Origin of the sequence: Actinobaculum suis, from assembly GCF_900102025.1 — a bacterium.
Lineage (GTDB): Bacteria > Actinomycetota > Actinomycetes > Actinomycetales > Actinomycetaceae > Actinobaculum > Actinobaculum suis.
This window is the reverse complement of the sequence record NZ_FNAU01000006.1, coordinates 60895-76584: the sequence shown is the minus strand read 5'-3', so window position 1 is coordinate 76584 and position 15690 is coordinate 60895. Positions and strand designations below refer to the sequence as shown.

Annotated in this window: 10 protein-coding genes and 1 tRNA gene; 6 read left to right on the top strand and 5 right to left on the bottom strand. The window is 56.0% G+C overall.

Annotation, left to right across the window (positions count from 1 at the left end; translation table 11 throughout):
• Nucleotides 1–107: 107 nt before the first annotated feature.
• A complete protein-coding gene (locus tag BLT47_RS04535; RefSeq protein ID WP_074662132.1) occupies nucleotides 108–3872 on the top strand; it encodes a S8 family serine peptidase in 3765 nt (1254 codons plus the stop codon).
• A 194-nt stretch (nucleotides 3873–4066) separates the two neighbouring features.
• Here BLT47_RS04535 and BLT47_RS04530 read toward each other — a convergent pair whose 3' ends face one another.
• The 4 genes from BLT47_RS04530 to BLT47_RS04515 all read right to left on the bottom strand — a co-directional run bounded on the left by BLT47_RS04530 (nucleotide 4067) and on the right by BLT47_RS04515 (nucleotide 7959).
• Nucleotides 4067–4594 (bottom strand): MerR family transcriptional regulator, encoded by a 528-nt coding sequence (locus tag BLT47_RS04530; RefSeq protein WP_049619192.1) that lies wholly within the window; start codon nucleotides 4592–4594, stop codon nucleotides 4067–4069.
• 357 nt (nucleotides 4595–4951) lie between these two features.
• Entirely contained in the window at nucleotides 4952–5974 is a 1023-nt protein-coding gene (gene add / locus BLT47_RS04525; RefSeq protein ID WP_074662129.1) for an adenosine deaminase, read from the bottom strand.
• 232 nt (nucleotides 5975–6206) lie between these two features.
• On the bottom strand, nucleotides 6207–7034 hold the full coding sequence (gene ftsR / locus BLT47_RS04520) for a transcriptional regulator FtsR (RefSeq protein ID WP_083330065.1): 828 nt from the start codon (nucleotides 7032–7034) through the stop codon (nucleotides 6207–6209).
• Between the two features lie 475 nt (nucleotides 7035–7509).
• Nucleotides 7510–7959 carry an FHA domain-containing protein gene (locus BLT47_RS04515; RefSeq protein WP_074662125.1) on the bottom strand — a complete coding sequence of 150 codons (450 nt, stop codon included), beginning with the start codon at nucleotides 7957–7959 and terminating at the stop codon, nucleotides 7510–7512.
• Between the two features lie 209 nt (nucleotides 7960–8168).
• On the opposite strand from BLT47_RS04515, the gene BLT47_RS04510 reads away from it, so the two are divergent.
• From BLT47_RS04510 to BLT47_RS04490, 5 genes are all read left to right on the top strand, one after another.
• Nucleotides 8169–8245: transfer RNA gene (locus BLT47_RS04510), tRNA-Pro, on the top strand.
• 141 nt (nucleotides 8246–8386) lie between these two features.
• Nucleotides 8387–9352, top strand: coding sequence for a sugar-binding transcriptional regulator (locus BLT47_RS04505; protein WP_256332524.1), 966 nt, complete (start codon nucleotides 8387–8389; stop codon nucleotides 9350–9352).
• Nucleotides 9353–9427: 75 nt separating this feature from the next.
• Complete coding sequence (locus tag BLT47_RS04500) at nucleotides 9428–11188, top strand: ABC-ATPase domain-containing protein (RefSeq protein WP_074662122.1); 1761 nt, start codon at nucleotides 9428–9430, stop codon at nucleotides 11186–11188.
• A gap of 82 nt (nucleotides 11189–11270) precedes the next feature.
• A complete protein-coding gene (gene ppc, locus BLT47_RS04495) occupies nucleotides 11271–14060 on the top strand; it encodes a phosphoenolpyruvate carboxylase (protein WP_074662118.1) in 2790 nt (929 codons plus the stop codon).
• A 277-nt stretch (nucleotides 14061–14337) separates the two neighbouring features.
• The gene (locus BLT47_RS04490; RefSeq protein WP_176700787.1) at nucleotides 14338–14955 is read left to right on the top strand and encodes a TetR/AcrR family transcriptional regulator; all 618 of its coding nucleotides are present in this window, start codon (nucleotides 14338–14340) and stop codon (nucleotides 14953–14955) included.
• A gap of 338 nt (nucleotides 14956–15293) precedes the next feature.
• Here BLT47_RS04490 and BLT47_RS04485 read toward each other — a convergent pair whose 3' ends face one another.
• On the bottom strand, nucleotides 15294–15605 hold the full coding sequence (locus tag BLT47_RS04485) for an antibiotic biosynthesis monooxygenase family protein (protein ID WP_053093589.1): 312 nt from the start codon (nucleotides 15603–15605) through the stop codon (nucleotides 15294–15296).
• Between the last annotated feature and the right edge of the window lie 85 nt (nucleotides 15606–15690).

Below are 15690 nucleotides of genomic sequence, written 5' to 3'. Positions count from 1 at the left end.
AACGACGAAAGTTCCCGCTGTGCAAAACATGCTGAGACGCCACCCGGATGTGATCCAGCTTTCTACTAATCTTTCACTACCTTCTTCGATGTTAAGGAAGTGAAAGTATGACCAAAAATATTTCGCGGCATTGGCTTGCTGCGGGCGCTACCGTGGCGGTGGTGCTGAGTGGCTGGAGTGGGTTTATCCCTTCTGCGTCCGCTACAGAACCTTCTGATGCCACGGAAACGCAAAAGCGAATTGACGTTAAAACGCAAATTCAAGAAGCGGATGGTAATCCGCGGTTCACCGGAAAATGGTTTGTAGAACTCGGCTCGCAGCCGGTGGTGCGCGGTGGTAACCCGGGCGTGATCCGCAATGAGCAAAGCTCCTTGAGTCAAAAGGCTGAATCTGATGGAGCGGAAGTCGAAAATACTTTCCAGCAGATTTGGAACGGGGTTACGGTACAGGCTGATTCGGCGCAGATCGCGGCTATTGCGGAAGATTCGGGCGTGCGCGCCATCTACCCCGTTGTCACCGTAGACCGCCCAGCCCCGGTGGAATCGAAAGCTGAAATGAACCGGCCGGGTGAAACTCCGGATATGTTCTCGGCACTGGATGCTACCGGAGCGCGCCTCGCCCACGAAACTGGTTATACGGGCAAGGGCGTGCGCATCGGCATTATCGATTCGGGTATTACTCTGGACCATCCGGCTTTTGGCGGTACGGGCGTGGCCGGAACCGCGCAGTTCCCGAATGCCAAAGTGGTGGCCGGTTATGACTTTGTGGGCGATGCCTATAACGGTGATCCAGGGAGCGTGAAATATAATCCGGTGAAAACTCCGGATGCGATCCCCAATGATTGCGGTCTGAACGGGCACGGCACGCACGTTGCCGGTATTGCCGCCGGGAACGATCCGGCCAGCGGCTTTTCCGGGGTTGCTCCGGATGCGGTAATCGGCGCTTATCGTGTGTTTGGCTGCGAGGGTTCCACGGATTCTGACATTATGCTCGACGCCATGGAACAGGCCGCGAAAGACAAAATGGACGTGGTGAATATGTCCATTGGTGCCTCTTTTGCCACCTGGCCTAACTACCCCACCGCCGTCGCCGCCCAAAACTTGGCGAACAGTGGCGTTACGGTAACGGTTTCGCAAGGAAACTCGGGGGCTAACGGGATCTTTTCCGGAGGCGCTCCGGCCGTGGCACAGAACGTAATTTCGGTCGGCTCGGTAGATAACACCTACGTAATGCAAAAGTCTTTGCTTTTCGATGAGAAAGCGGAAGGCTTCTTGCCGGTAGAAGGCGTGCCGGCCGCACCCACTTCAGGTTCCCTTGAAGTTGCGGCTTATCCGGAAGGGCAAAAGACGGGCGCGGTAGATCTGGACGGCACACCTTTCGAAGGTAAAGCCGTGCTGATCGAACGCGGCCAGTCCACTTTCTATCAGAAGGCAATCGCCGCCCAAAAAGATGGCGCGGCAGCCGTGATTCTCTACAACAATACGGCTGGATTCCTGGGCGCTACCGCTGCTCCCCCGGCTGGTGAACCGGAAGTCACGATTCCCGTGGTAGCCGTAACTGCAGAACAAGGCAAAGCTTTTGAAGCTGCGGTGGCGGCCGGCAAGGCAACTCTCACTTGGCAGGATAATCAGCAGGTGAAAACCAAGAGCCCCACGGGTGGGCAGATTTCCGATTTCTCCTCCTGGGGTTTGGCGGCAGATCTGAGTTTGAAACCAGATGTGCTGGCACCGGGCGGCAATATCTATTCCTCCTATCCGCTTGATTCTGCGGAAAGTCCCACGTGGGCATCGATTTCGGGAACGTCTATGGCGGCCCCGCATGTGGCCGGTGCCGCAGCCGTTCTCTTGCAAGCTAATCCGAACCTCGATCCGGAACAAGTCCGTGCGGTGATGCAAAATACGGCACAAGTGCAGACGGTGGATGGGCAGCCGGCGAGCGTGAAATCCGCCGTGCATCGCCAAGGTGCCGGTTTGCTAGATCTTCCGGCCGCAATCAAGGCTGCCCAAGCAAACGGTGCTTCCGGCACGCAAGCGCAGGCGTCCTACGTCACCCCATCAAAGATTTCTCTTGGCGATTCCGATAAGAATCCGCCCACTACCCTCAGCTTGCACAATGCCAGCGATAAGGCTGTTACCTACACGATTGGTGGGGTGAGCGCCGCCGTCGCCACTTATGGTTATCCGGATACTCCCGCTACCGTGCAGGGAACGGACGCGAAGGTTTCTGCCTTCCCGCACGAAGTGGTAGTGCAGCCGGGCCAAACAGGCACGGTAACAGTTTCGATTACGGAACCGACGAATGTGCCAAAGGGCAGCATTTATGGCGGCTACGTAGTGGTTGCGGGTAACGACGGTTCGGTGAGCCGCGTGCCTTTTGCCGGGCTGTTTGGGGACTACGAAAACGATTTGCAGTTCTTGCACACCACGTGGACGGTGGCAGATGTGAATCCGGCCTTGGCTAAAGCCAATCCGCAATATGCCGATACCCTCTACTTCACGCCGGCTTTGAAGGTACTTTCCAAGTGCCCGCAAGCTGAACTGATGCGCGATGGTTTCTGCTACGACGAAAAGGCCGAATACGACTATTCGCCCGATAATGGCGATTACGTGTACACGCTCGATAAGGCCACCGGGAACTATCCGACCCTTGAATACCATCTCGATTCTCCGGCAAAGACCGTGGAAGCACGGGTTTACCATGCTAACGAGGATGGCACGAAGGGCGAACCGATTTCTCCTTACAATGTGATTCTCCGTCACGATGGTAACGGGCGGACGCCGAAGGCTACCGAGCTGTTCTGGGACGGCACTTACGTGCAGGCGAAGAACGACGTTACCGTGCAACATGCAGCGCCGGGCCGTTACGTTATCGAGCTGGTGGTAACCAAGGGGCTGGGTGAAGCTTCCACTACGCCAAGTGGTAAGACCCTGCCCGGTTTCACGCGGGATGCGAATACGGAAACCTACGTTTCGCACGCCTTCTGCCTGAAGCAATGTGATGTGCCGGCACCGAATGCGAGTGCGGAGCTTACCGCGGAGCCTTCCGCGGATGCGTCGGCAGCACCGAGTGCGGAACCCACCACGGGTACGACGCCGGGTGCCGACCCCTCGCCCACCGCAGAACCGAGTGCTGCGCCTAGCACCGAGCCGAGTGCTGAACCAAGCGCCACTCTGACCGCACCGAAGCCGCAACCAGCGCACGGCGTCTTCTACGCCAATGCGTGGGGCCAGCCCGCTGCGGATGAAATAGCGCCCTACGGGATTCCTGGCGACGAAATGTTCTTCGGCGATTGGGACGGAGATGGTACCGATACCCCATTGGTGCGCCGCGGGAACCAGTTCTTGGGTACGAATAGCCGTACCGGCGTAGCCGAATTCTCCTTCTTCTACGGAGATGCGGACGATCAAGTACTCGTGGGCGATTGGGACGGCGATGGCCGGGACTCGATCGCGGTAGTGCGCGGCAATAAGGTGTACGCCCACAATACGCTGACGAGCGGTGTTGCCGACGCGGTTTACGCTTACGGTAACCCAGGAGATACTTTGCTCGCCGGCAACCTGGATGACGATCCAGCCAGCGAACTGGTGGCTGTACGCGGAAACCGTGTGTTCGTGCAAGGCGATCTGGCCGATAGCCGCGCCCACACAGACTTCTACTACGGCAATCCCACCGATTCCTTCTATCTGGGTGATTGGAATGGAACCGGCAAGGATTCGATTGCGGTACGCCGCGGCAATACTTTCTTCCTCAAGAACGAGCTGGGAAGTGGCCGCGCGGACGCTACTTACAGTTATGGCAACCCCACCGATTCCTTCTACGTGGGTGATTGGAACGGAGATGGGACCGCTACCCCAGCGGTAAACCGCCGCTAAAGCTGGTAGATATGAAAAGAACCCGGGAGAACAAAATAGTTCTTCCGGGTTCTTGGTATCTCCGCAAGCCTCAGTATCTCCGCAGGCCTCCGGTGCCCCGCGGGGTTTTTGATCTTGGTGTTTCAGTGAAGCTTCTATGTTTTTCGTGAAGCTTCTATGCCTCCCGTGAAGCTTCTATGCTTTCCGTGAAGCTTCTATGCCTTGCGGCGAGCTTTTTCAGCGCGTTTCTTTGCGAGTTCGTCTTCTACGAGGGTGGCAGATTCATGTTCGGCCCGTTCGGTAGGAAGTTCCGCGAGGGTGCCTTCCACTTCATTCCAGACCTTGCCCACGGCGATCCCAAAAACACCCTGACCGCCCTTTACCAGGTCAATTACTTCCTCATCGGAGGTGCATTCATACACGGAAGCACCGTCAGACATCAGGGTAATGTTCGAAAGCTCTTCTACACCGCGTTCTTTGAGCTGGCTAATGGCCTTGCGGATTTGCTGCAGAGAAACCCCGGTATCCAAAAGCCGCTTAACTACCTTTAGAACGAGGATGTCCCGGAAGGAATACAAACGTTGGCTGCCGGAACCGGAAGCGTTTTGAATCGACGGTGAAACCAGCCCGGTTCGATCCCAATAATCTAGTTGCCGGTAGGTAATGCCCGCGGCCTTCCCCGCCACCGGCCCCCGATAGCCGGTTTCACTATCGAGATGCGGAAGTGGATCGCCAAAGAGCATAGGTTGGGTGCGCATATTCGGCTCCTGGTGTGCTCTGGCGTCACTCATCATCTACTCCGTTTCATCGCGTGGAAACTTACGGCCATCATCGGCGGTTCCCACCGGGCCTACCGTAAGACTGCCTCAACCGTACAACAGGCAGAAAGAACACGGCGGACCATCGTGCGGCGTGTCGAAACCTCAAGTTCGACTTGAAGGTATCTCTAGGTGTTCTGGCAAGTTTCCTAAAACCTCCGCCAGTCTACCTACTTTTATACCTGGACCTGGGTATAACCCTCCGCTCAAACGCGGTTCCGTTTTTGGTCCGCCGTGTAGCGCTTCTTGCTCCGCCGCGCGAGCTCGCGCGGCGTTTAGTGCTTAAGCTTCCTGTTGATACCGTTTTTCTGTGGCATCAATCTCTGCCAGGATTTCCTGCTTCAGCATCGGCGTGGCCCACGAACTGCGCACCGCATTGCGCGCCAAATTGGCAAGGAAGGCGTTATCCACTTCTCCCTCATCGGCCACACGCTGGTAGTTTTCGGCTATATAGCCGCCAAAGTATGCCGGATCGTCCGAGTGCACAGAAATCTCTACGCCATCGGCCACGAGCTGCTTGATTAGCTCGACCTTCGAAGAATCTGAAACCCACGTATTAGAAATCGGGCAAGAAGTAAGGCCAATTCCCCGTTTCTTCACCTCGGCTACCAGTTCGGGCGCCTCGACGATGTTCGTGCCGTGGTCAATTCGGTCCACCCCGATCGTTTCTATAACTTGCCGGATGTGGTTCACCGAGTTTTTGATATCGACGTCGCAGTGCATAGTGAGGAGGAAACCTTCTGCGCGGGCCCGCGCGAAAACTTCCGCAAACTTTTCCGGTGGGTTTCCGGTTTCGTCAGAATCTAGGCCGACGCCGATAATCCAGTCCCGGTACGGCAGGGCTTCCAGGAGGGTGGCCATAGCAAATTCTGCTTGGAAATCACGCAGGAAGCACATGATGAGCCCGGATTTAATTCCGAACCGGCGGTCAGCTTCCAATTGCGCCCGGTGCAGGCCGGAAATTACGGTGTGGAAAGGTACCCCGCGGGCCGTGTGGGCTTGCGGATCAAAGAACATTTCCACGTAACGCACGTTTTGGGCGGCTACGCGTTCGAAATATGCCATGGCGAGGTCATAAAAATCTTGGGGCGTGAGAAGCACCCGCATGCCTTCGTAGTAGGCATCCAAGAAACTCGCTAGGTCGGTAAACTGATAGGAATCTTTGACTTCTTGTTCGGTTTTGTAAGGAATCTCTACCCTGTTGCGCTCTGCGAGCTTGAACTTCAAATCGGGTTCCAAAGTTCCTTCAATATGTAGGTGCAGTTCCACCTTCGGTAGGTCACGTACGAAGGGTGAAATCTCCATGTGTATATCTCCTCTACTAAACAGAGTGTAGATCCAGCCGTTATCCGTTATGTGTTTAGCTTAGCGAATCAGCACCTGGAAACCGTAGCCTTTTTGGAACCACGGCCTTTTTGGAACCACGGCCTTTCGGAAACCGTAGCCTTTTTGGAACCGCAGCCTTTTTTGGAACCGTAGCTTTTAGGTTTTAGCAACGAGATACTCCAGCTACGCGTATTTTGGCGGCGGAGCGATATTAGCGCAGCTCGACCTCGATATTTTCGGTTAGCAAAGCACGGTAAAGATGGCAGATTTTCTGGGTGGCATCATCGGTTCGGGCAATCGCGCGTTCGCGGGCTGCCGGCGTTTTCTTTGCCAGCTGCGGGCCGAGTTGGGCCAGCACGGTATGGGCGTGTGAGCGCGCCGAAGTGCGTATGGTTTTAATGGAATGCAGGTCAAACCCGGCCTCCAAAAGCAGTACCGAGTAGCGCACAATCTCCGGTGCTTGGGCCGAGAGCCGGCCGCGCGCATCGGTTTGCAAAATCCCGGCATCTACCAAAGCATCCACCGTGGCAACATCAGTGCCCGTAATATTTACTACTTGAGAAGCCGTAAGCCGCTCTCCCGGCTGCGGACGGCGCGTTTCATTATCGGCCACCGCGTGCATCTTTTGCGGATGGTGTTCGATCAAACCCGCGTCCAGCTGGCGCAGTTCTTCCCGGATTTGGTCCAGCGGTAAGTAGCGGTCGCGCTGTTCACGCAAAATAAAACGCAAGCGCTCCACATCCGATTGGGAAAAGAGCCGCTGGTTCGTGGCCGTGCGATGCGGATGCAAGAGATCAATAGATTCGTAGTGACGGATCTTCGAAACCGAGAGCATAGGGAATTCTGCAGCGAGCAAGCGCCGCACCTCCCCTATCCGGAACTGTGGCTTTTGCGAAAGATCGTGCGGCCATTGCGTACCGGTCTCTGCGCGTGGGGCCGCGCCCGAAACGGGTGCACCCGATGCGGGCGTGGCTGGCGCGGGTGCAAGGCGATGGTCGCTTCGCCGCGCCGCATGTGCGGCGCTACTCTGGATTGCCATATTGCCCCCTGCTACGCAGATCACTTCTCAGTTACCACTCCCGCTACACCTCTTGTGGCTTGGTGCCTGCCTCGTTCCGGGCATTCCACCCAGCCTTTGGCATTACGCCTGGCATTTGTGCGGCTTTTTTGCGCGGCGTTATTTCGGAGGTAAAACCCCACGTCAAAGCGCAAATTCGCGGACTCAAGAAATTATATACACAGCGTCTGGGGTAAATGTGAGTACGTACGTCCTAGTTTTAAACACCAAATAGTTTAAAGTTCCGCAATGGCGATGGCGGCGTACCGCGTCGTGATTGTCGCCCTACCGGTCCCCGGATTGCCCGACTGGCACCCCTATTGGACTGCATCCCTATTGGGCTGCATCCCTATTGGGCTGCGTCCCTATTGGGCTGCGTCCCTATTGACCTATTGGGGCGGCGCCAATCTCGCGTCGTCGCCCCGCGGGCGTTACGTTCACCAATGTACCGGTAACGCTAGGCGGTGGCGGGCGAGGTGTAATAGGTAAGCCGGAATTTTCCGATCTGGATTTCATCCCCTACCTGTAGCACGGCCTCATCCACGCGTTCACGATTTACATAAGTGCCGTTCAAAGATCCCGAATCACGGACCTTGTATCCGCCAGGAATGCGCAAGAACTGGGCGTGCCGCCGCGATACGGTTACATCGTCCAAGAAAATATCGGAACGCTGGTGACGCCCCGCATTTGTGACCTCTGCATCCAGCAGGAAGCGGGCCCCCGAATTTGGGCCAGACTGCGAAATCAAAAGTGCCGACCCTGCCGGGAGGGCTTGAATGGCCGCTAGTTCTTCGGTGCGCAAGGTGCGATCAGCTAGAGGTTGTTCGAGTTGCGCTCCAATGGCTGAGAACTGAGTTGTTTCCTTAGGATCTCCCCCGGTTGAACGGGGATCGAACTGTTCCACCATGATGCCTCCTCGCTCTCCCTGCGTGTATGCCTGTAGATTGCGGGCGGTGAGCCCGCGAGCTATCGCTAATTTTTCGATAACGATCTTATAACGAAACGGCGCCGAACTCTAGCAACGAACTCGGCATGCCGTGTGAGCCGGCTCTCTGAAGCCTGAGAAGTTTGAAAAAGCTCGGGCCGGTGGTGTAATCTCAGGTGGTCAAAAGAAGACGGGCTATGGCGCAGTTTGGTAGCGCACTTGACTGGGGGTCAAGGGGTCGTGGGTTCAAATCCCGCTAGCCCGACCAAGCACCGGAATTAGTGGTGGATCAAATACAGAGCAGATCCCCGGTTTCCCTAGGGAAACCGGTAAGATTATCCCTAAAGCACATTGTCTTTAAAACAAGATCGGCGCCTCAACGAGGTGGTGCCATTTCGAAGAGAACGTTATGGGCGGTGTCGGAGGGGAACGATACGTGGATAAGCGTGATGAAGATGCGCTTGAGGCTGTAAAGCTTTACTACCGGAACGGGTTGAGTCAGGCTCAAGTTGCGAAAGAACTCGGGGTCTCCCGGCCCACTGTTGCCAAACTTATTCAACACGGTAGAGCCAAAGGTTTCGTTTCGATTGAAATTCATGATCCGCGTGAAACCAGCTCTGAACTCGGTGATCGTTTGCAGGAAAGATTCGGGTTGCAAGAAGCCGTGGTCACGTACCGTTCCACTACGGCCTGCGCAGACGTGTTGGAAGAGATTGGGCGGGCCGGAGCTGAGCTACTCTCCCACCTGGTCCGCGATGGAATGTCCGTGGGGATTTCCTGGGGCCAAACCATGTACTCGATTGCCGAGCATCTCAAACCGCGCACACTCTGTGATATCGACGTCGTGCAACTAAAAGGCGGATCGTCTCACTCCGATCACTCCACTCTAGATTTCGAAACCCTGTACCTGTTTTGCCAGGCCCTGAACGGCACCGCCCACCCTCTCCCCCTCCCCGTAGTTTTCGATGACGTACGCACGAAAAACGTTGTGGAAGCAGACCGGCACATTGCCGAAATCCTCGATATGGGCCGCAACACAGACCTCGTAGTTTTCACTGTGGGATCGGTGCAGCCTTCGTCTTTGCTTCTAAATCTGGGCTACTTTACGGAGAAACAAAAAGAAGAACTGCTTAGCCGCGCGGTCGGGGATGCCTGTTCACGTTTCTACACTCGCACCGGCGAAATAGCCGTGCCTTCGATTGACAAGGTAACGGTGGGGATCACCTTGGAGGAACTTGCTAAACGACCGCTACGGCTCTTGGTGGCCGGTGGGATGCGCAAGGTGGAAGCGATATACACGGCACTAAAAATGGGGCTCGCTACGCACCTCGTTACGGACCGCCCCACCGCTACCCGCATCTTGCGGCACCGATAAAAATCCTGCGGTACCTATTTTCACACCTGCGGGTTTTCTGTTTTTGGGGCGGGCCGGCACCCCTACAATAGACTCATGCCCAGAGCTCATGACCTTGCAGATACCCTACGCCTTATTGATGGCAAACCATACGGTGCCTACCGGGATGCGGTAGGCCGGTACGACGTCGGAGGCGGGGTGACGATCTGCCTAGACAAGGCACAGCGGGACCCATTCGCTCCCCCTTCCCCCGTGAGGATCTGCCTGACGCCCGAAGTAGCACAAATCCCTGCCGAACTCATAAGTGACCGGCGCGGGCGGGTAGCCACAGCCGATTTCCTCACGCGCTCTTTCTGGGAGGGGATTCGGCGCGCCGGTTTTGACCGGCCCAGCGGCACCGGAAGCTCCGGAAAAGTAGAAATTGACCGGCCCGGCCAAGAAGTTCTCGAAAGAGCAAGCCTGGTAATCACGCCCGCGGGCGCGGTGGAAGCCCGCCTCTATGTAGGTTTGCCGGCCTCCGGGCGGCGCGTACGCGGGCGGGAAGCGGCGCGCCTGCTCGCCGAAGATCTTCCGGATCTGGCCGAAGATTTTCTGCGCTACGACCGGATCGACGGCGCTGCCCTGCGCCACGCTGTTACTTTGTATCGCGATCAGGAAGCTGTACGCGATCAGCTCGCTTCCCGCCAACTCGTAGCCTTTGTGGGTGATGGGGCGATTTTACCGCGCTGGTCTGGCGCCTCCGATCTACCTTTACCCGCCGATGCGGGAGCGATTGCCTTTGCCAGCCCGGAATCTTTACGCGTTAGTTTCGAGCTTCCTTCTGGCGGCACCGTTACCGGCATGGGCATACCGGAAGGAATCACGCTGATTGTAGGCGGGGGTTATCACGGCAAATCGACCCTCTTGCGTGCCCTGGAACGCGGCGTTTATGCCCACGTTGCCGGCGATGGGCGCGAATGGGTCATCACCCGCGCCGATGCGGCGGCGATCCGCGCTGAAGATGGCCGTGCCACCACCGGTACCGATATTTCGATGTTTATCAACAATCTGCCCAGCGGGGCCGATACGAAACATTTTTCGACGCCGAACGCCTCCGGTTCTACTTCCCAGGCCGCGAACTTGGCGGAAGCGGTAGAAGCCGGGGCCAGTGCCCTGCTTATTGACGAAGATACTTCGGCCACTAATTTCATGATTCGGGATGAAAGAATGCGCGAACTGATTCCCGATAATCGGGAGCCGATCACGCCTTTCGTGGCTCGCGTGCGCGAATTGTATGCGCGCAGCGGCGTTTCCACAGTTTTGGTGGCCGGTGGATCTGGAGCCTTCTTCGACGTCGCCGATGTGGTAATTGCCATGGATGCCTACCGGCCGACCGACGTAACTGCCCGCGCCCACGAAATTAGCGGCTCTTCCCCCACCACCCTGCGCCCGGATACTGACGGCGGGCTCTCCGTTTCAGGATCCGCAGGAAACGGGGCTCCCGTGCGAGATTCGCACCCGCGCAAGTTGGGCCGGCATTCCTTGCCCTATGCCACGGGCGGAAAGCCCCGGCCCCCGCGGGCACGCGGCCTCGATGCCATCCAGATGGGAAAGATCACGATTGACCTTTCGGCCCTCACCCAACTGGTCGATTCTTCCCAAACCGAGGCAATTGCTCGCGCAATCACCCTGATTGCGGACAAAGCCGATGGCGAGCTGACCATTCGGGAAGCTGCGGAAAAGGTAGAAGAACTCATTGCGGAACGCGGCCTGGACGCGCTTGCAAACCATCGCGGCCACCCGGGAAACCTCGCCCGCCCGCGGGTATTGGAAATCACCGCCGCCATTAATAGATTTAGAGGCTTAAAGCTTGCCTGAACGATACTTTTTTCTGAGACGGCCCAGAAAAAATTCTGGCTCGGGCGGTAAGGTGAACAAGTCAGATATCTAGGAGGTGCTCATGAGTGTTACTTCGTTTGGTAGTTCCGAGAATGAAGAAGATGTAGATGCCCCGTTGCGCGCAGCGGTACGGCGGCTCACTACGCTTCTCGGCGAAGAAATCGAAGAGCAACATGGTGTTGACGTACTGAATCTAGTGGAACGGGTACGTTCAGCTTCGCGGGATCTGGATGCGGACGAAGCCGCCTCCGAGCTCCAGCGCGGGATCGATGCCTTGCCACTAGACCAAGTGATTATCCTGACCCGTGCGTTCTCGCAGTATTTCCTGTTCGCTAATGCCGCAGAACAGGTAATGCGTGTCCGTTCCATTCCGGATCAAGACGATCCGGAATCCTGGATTCCGCGGGCGGTGCGCCGCATTGTGGAGCAATGCGGAACCGAAGCCCTGCAAGACGTCGTCGAAAAACTAGACGTGCGGTTGGTATTTACCGCCCACCCCACTGAAGCACAACGCCGAGCTTTGCTTACGAAGCTGCGGCGAATTTCCGAAATCGTGGGTGAGACTACGGAACCGGAATCAGAAGCACGTATGCGGCAAGACCGCGAACTAGCCACGCTGATTGAAAGTATCTGGCTTACGGACGAACTGCGCCGCTTCCAACCCACTCCGATGGACGAAGCCCGCAATGTGATGTGGTACTTGCGGAGCCTGTACTTGGATACGCTCCCGAAACTGCTCACGATCTTGCGCGATGAGCTTGCCAAATACGGCGTGCAATTAGCTGATGGTGCCCAGCCGGTACGTTTCGGATCCTGGATCGGCGGCGATCGAGACGGCAACCCGTATGTGACCCCGCAGGTTACGCGGGAAGTTTTGCAACTGCAGTCCATCACCGCAATCGATATTGCGATTGAGCTGATCAATCGTTCCATGCTGATGCTTTCGGTTTCCTCGACCTTGACGGGTGATGATCCGGAGCTGCGAGCTTCCTTGGAAAAGGATTACGAATATCCGGGCCTGGTTGATACCATCCAGCGGGATATGTATGAAGAAGAGCCGTACCGGATCAAGCTTGGCGTTATGCGGGAAAAACTGCGCCGCACCGGCAAGCGTATCCGCGAAGGAACTCCGCACGAGCCCGGCTATGACTATGCCGAAGGCGCGGAAATTAAAGCTGATTTCCAGCTGATTCGGGATGCTTTACGCCGCCACGGTGGCCACCGGATCGCCGATTCGGAGCTTTTGGTAGCCCAGCAAGTCACGGAAGGCATGGGCCTTTCCTTGGTCACGCTGGATATTCGGGAGCATTCTGAAAAGCATCACGATTTGCTGGCAGAACTATGCGACCGGTTCATTTCTCCGGAAGACAAGCCTTACGGGAAGCTAACCCGCAAGGAACGTACAGAATTCCTGGCAAACGAATTGGCAACCTGCCGCCCGCTCGTACCTTCCACTATCGGCCGCGAAGACAGCCCGATTTCAGCCGAAGCACGCAAGACTTTCGAAGTTTTCCAGGTGATTAAGGAATCCCAGGAAATCTACGGTAAGGACTGCATCGAAAGCTACATCGTTTCCATGACGCACGGCGCAGACGATATCCTCGCCGTCGCCCTGCTTGCCCGGGAAGCTGGGCTGGTGAGCTTGGAAGGTGACCGCAAGCATGCCGATATTGGTTTCGTGCCGCTCCTCGAAGAAATTCCGGAACTGCAGGCCGCGGGAGAAATCCTCACCGAACTGCTAGAAAATCCGCAATATCGGGAGATTGTGCGGATGCGCGGAGACGTGCAGGAAATCATGCTCGGCTACTCGGATTCTAATAAGGACGCCGGCGTGGTGACCTCCCAATGGGAGATTCACCGGGCGCAGCGCGAACTGCGTGATGTTGCCGCGCGTTACGGAATCCAGTTGCGCCTCTTCCACGGTCGCGGTGGCTCCGTGGGCCGCGGTGGCGGGCCTACATATGAATCCATCTTGGGTGAACCGGCGGGTGTACTGGACGGGACGATCAAGTTCACCGAACAAGGTGAAGTGATTTCGGATAAGTACACGCTTCCCGAGTTGGCACTGGAAAACCTTTCGCTTTCCGTGGCCGCCGTTATGGAAGGTTCGACCATTCACAAGACGGCCCGGCTCTCCCGCTCCCGGCAAGATTCCAATACGGAAATCATGCAATACGTGAGCGATGAAGCATACAAGGCCTACCAGGAGCTGGCACAAGATCCGGACCTGCCGGAATACTTCGTGCAATCCACCCCGGTGGAACAGCTCGGGGATATGAAGATCGGTTCGCGACCTTCCAAACGGACGACGTCGGAGAAAGGGCTGGATGGCCTGCGGGCTATCCCCTGGGTATTCGGATGGACGCAATCCCGGCAGATTGTGCCCGGGTGGTACGGGGCCGGATCTGGTATCAAGGCCGCACGAGAAGCCGGATATGGAGACGCCCTGCGAAAAATGCAGGACGAATGGGTGTTCTTCGCGGCCACCATTTCGAATATCGAAATGACGCTGAAGAAAACCGATTTGGATATTACGAGTTACTACGTAGAATCCTTGGTCGATCCGAAACTGCACCATATCTTCGATAAGATTCGGGCGGAATACGAGCTAACCGTGGAACAAATCGAGTGGCTCGTATCCGAAAATAAGCTTCTGAGCAACCAGCCCGTGCTGCGGCGCACCCTGGATGTACGAAATCGGTACCTCAACCCGATCCACTTCATGCAGGTGGCAATGCTCAAGCGAGTACGTGCCAACGAAAACCCGGATTCGGAAGAAGTTCAGTACCATACGCGGGCGCTCCTAACCACGATTAACGGTATTGCCGCTGGCATGCGCAATACCGGCTAGAGCTCCTTCACTTACCGCGAATACGGTAGCCACCCCCGCAACGCTTCAAAACGGAGAGTTTTTCGAGCGTTGCGGGGGTATTTACGCTATCAAGATATCTATTTTCCTGGTTGAATAAAACTATCTTCCATAAACGATTTCGGCTAAAATCTGCAGAAAGAAGGGAATAGAGACGCGAGATCGTTTTCCTGTGAAGATGCTGAGAGAGATTGTCTATTTTTCTCAAATAGCGCAGGTTAGACCTTATAAAACCGAAAAAATAGCTAGGATGGAACGCGTGAAAGATTCAAGACCTAAAAAGGTAGGCCGCAAGCAGCGTTTTAATGCGGACGACGTCGTCAAGGCTGCTCTTGAGATTGGCGTACATGAGTTCACGATGAATGACATTGCAGGGAAGATCGGCGTGGCAGCACCTGCCGTTTACCGTATTTTCTCCGGCCGTCAGGAAGTCGTAGAAGTGGCAATTCAGCACGCACTTCGGCAACTACAGCCGGTAGAAAGCGGTTTGGATTACAAGACCACACTGATTGAACTGAGTAAAGAATACACCAAGCTCTTCGACGAATATGAAGGCTTGGCAGACGAGCTAGTGGGTGATCCCCGCCTCGTGGTTTGGTCTTGCAATGCGATTGAACCGGCCATCGCTAATTTGATGGATGATGGTTTTGACCAGGATGTTGCCTCTTTCGTGGTCACTCTGGTTGCCGGCCAAACCGCTCAGTACCACGCCTTGCAGGCAAATGCTCCCGATAGTGTAGATGAGGATGCGCAGGCGCGCTTCGAACGCGATACTCCGCTCACGGCGGCGTACGTAGAGAAGCTTGCCCAGCAGTCTCCGGAAGGAACTCCCGGATTCCTCACTCTCATTATGGAATGGGCTGACGAGCACGCATAAATAACAACACCGTACTCCGAGGTATTGCGCGCACGCAAAGTTGCGTGATTTCGAGGATCCGGTCCCGGTGTGACTATCCCTTGCAAAAATAAATACAACGCTAACTAGAAATATAGTCAGCACCGCCTGCTTTGCAGATCAGCTCACTTGGTACCCGCTCCGAATTAATTCTCAGTGGTGAGAAAATTCGGGGCGGCGGTACAAAGTGGGAGAAAAGATTTGGTAAAGCAGGCGGTTTTATTCTGCCGATAAAACCACACGGCTGGCTAAACCACGCGGCTAACGAAACCGTACGGCAAACAAAACCACGCAGCTAACAAAAGCGCGCGCCGGCAGGGTTACTTGCCGGCCACTTCCGTATCTTCGACGGTCTCGAAATTCATGAGCGTTATTTCCATGCCGGTATTCTGCGGCTGTTTTGCTGGATCTGGGCGAGTATCGCGCCATTCCATGTATTTATTGAAGGCCTCTTCGCTCTCCCATTCGGTTACCACGTAATAGCGGTTTTCGCCTTCTACCGGGCGCAACAACTTGAACGCCCGGAAGCCTTCCATAGTGTCTACCATTTCGGCCCGGTGAGCGAAACGTTCCTCGATCATCTTCTCGGCACCTTGCGGATAAGACAGGGCACAGATATTCACAAAAGTCATCGCCACTCCTTTATGTCTACTTACGAAGTTCCGTGAACATGGCAAAAGTATAGGCGGTGGGGTGTGAGGGCAGGTAGCCCTCACA

What these genes read in the sequence shown, in the direction of transcription:
- BLT47_RS04535 (WP_074662132.1), top strand. Translation starts at nt 108, where the DNA reads ATGACCAAAAATATTTCGCGGCATTGGCTTGCTGCGGGCGCTACCGTG.
- BLT47_RS04530 (WP_049619192.1), bottom strand. Translation starts at nt 4,594, where the DNA reads ATGCTCTTTGGCGATCCACTTCCGCATCTCGATAGTGAAACCGGCTAT.
- add (WP_074662129.1), bottom strand. Translation starts at nt 5,974, where the DNA reads ATGGAGATTTCACCCTTCGTACGTGACCTACCGAAGGTGGAACTGCAC.
- ftsR (WP_083330065.1), bottom strand. Translation starts at nt 7,034, where the DNA reads ATGGCAATCCAGAGTAGCGCCGCACATGCGGCGCGGCGAAGCGACCAT.
- BLT47_RS04515 (WP_074662125.1), bottom strand. Translation starts at nt 7,959, where the DNA reads ATGGTGGAACAGTTCGATCCCCGTTCAACCGGGGGAGATCCTAAGGAA.
- BLT47_RS04505 (WP_256332524.1), top strand. Translation starts at nt 8,387, where the DNA reads ATGGGCGGTGTCGGAGGGGAACGATACGTGGATAAGCGTGATGAAGAT.
- BLT47_RS04500 (WP_074662122.1), top strand. Translation starts at nt 9,428, where the DNA reads ATGCCCAGAGCTCATGACCTTGCAGATACCCTACGCCTTATTGATGGC.
- ppc (WP_074662118.1), top strand. Translation starts at nt 11,271, where the DNA reads ATGAGTGTTACTTCGTTTGGTAGTTCCGAGAATGAAGAAGATGTAGAT.
- BLT47_RS04485 (WP_053093589.1), bottom strand. Translation starts at nt 15,605, where the DNA reads ATGACTTTTGTGAATATCTGTGCCCTGTCTTATCCGCAAGGTGCCGAG.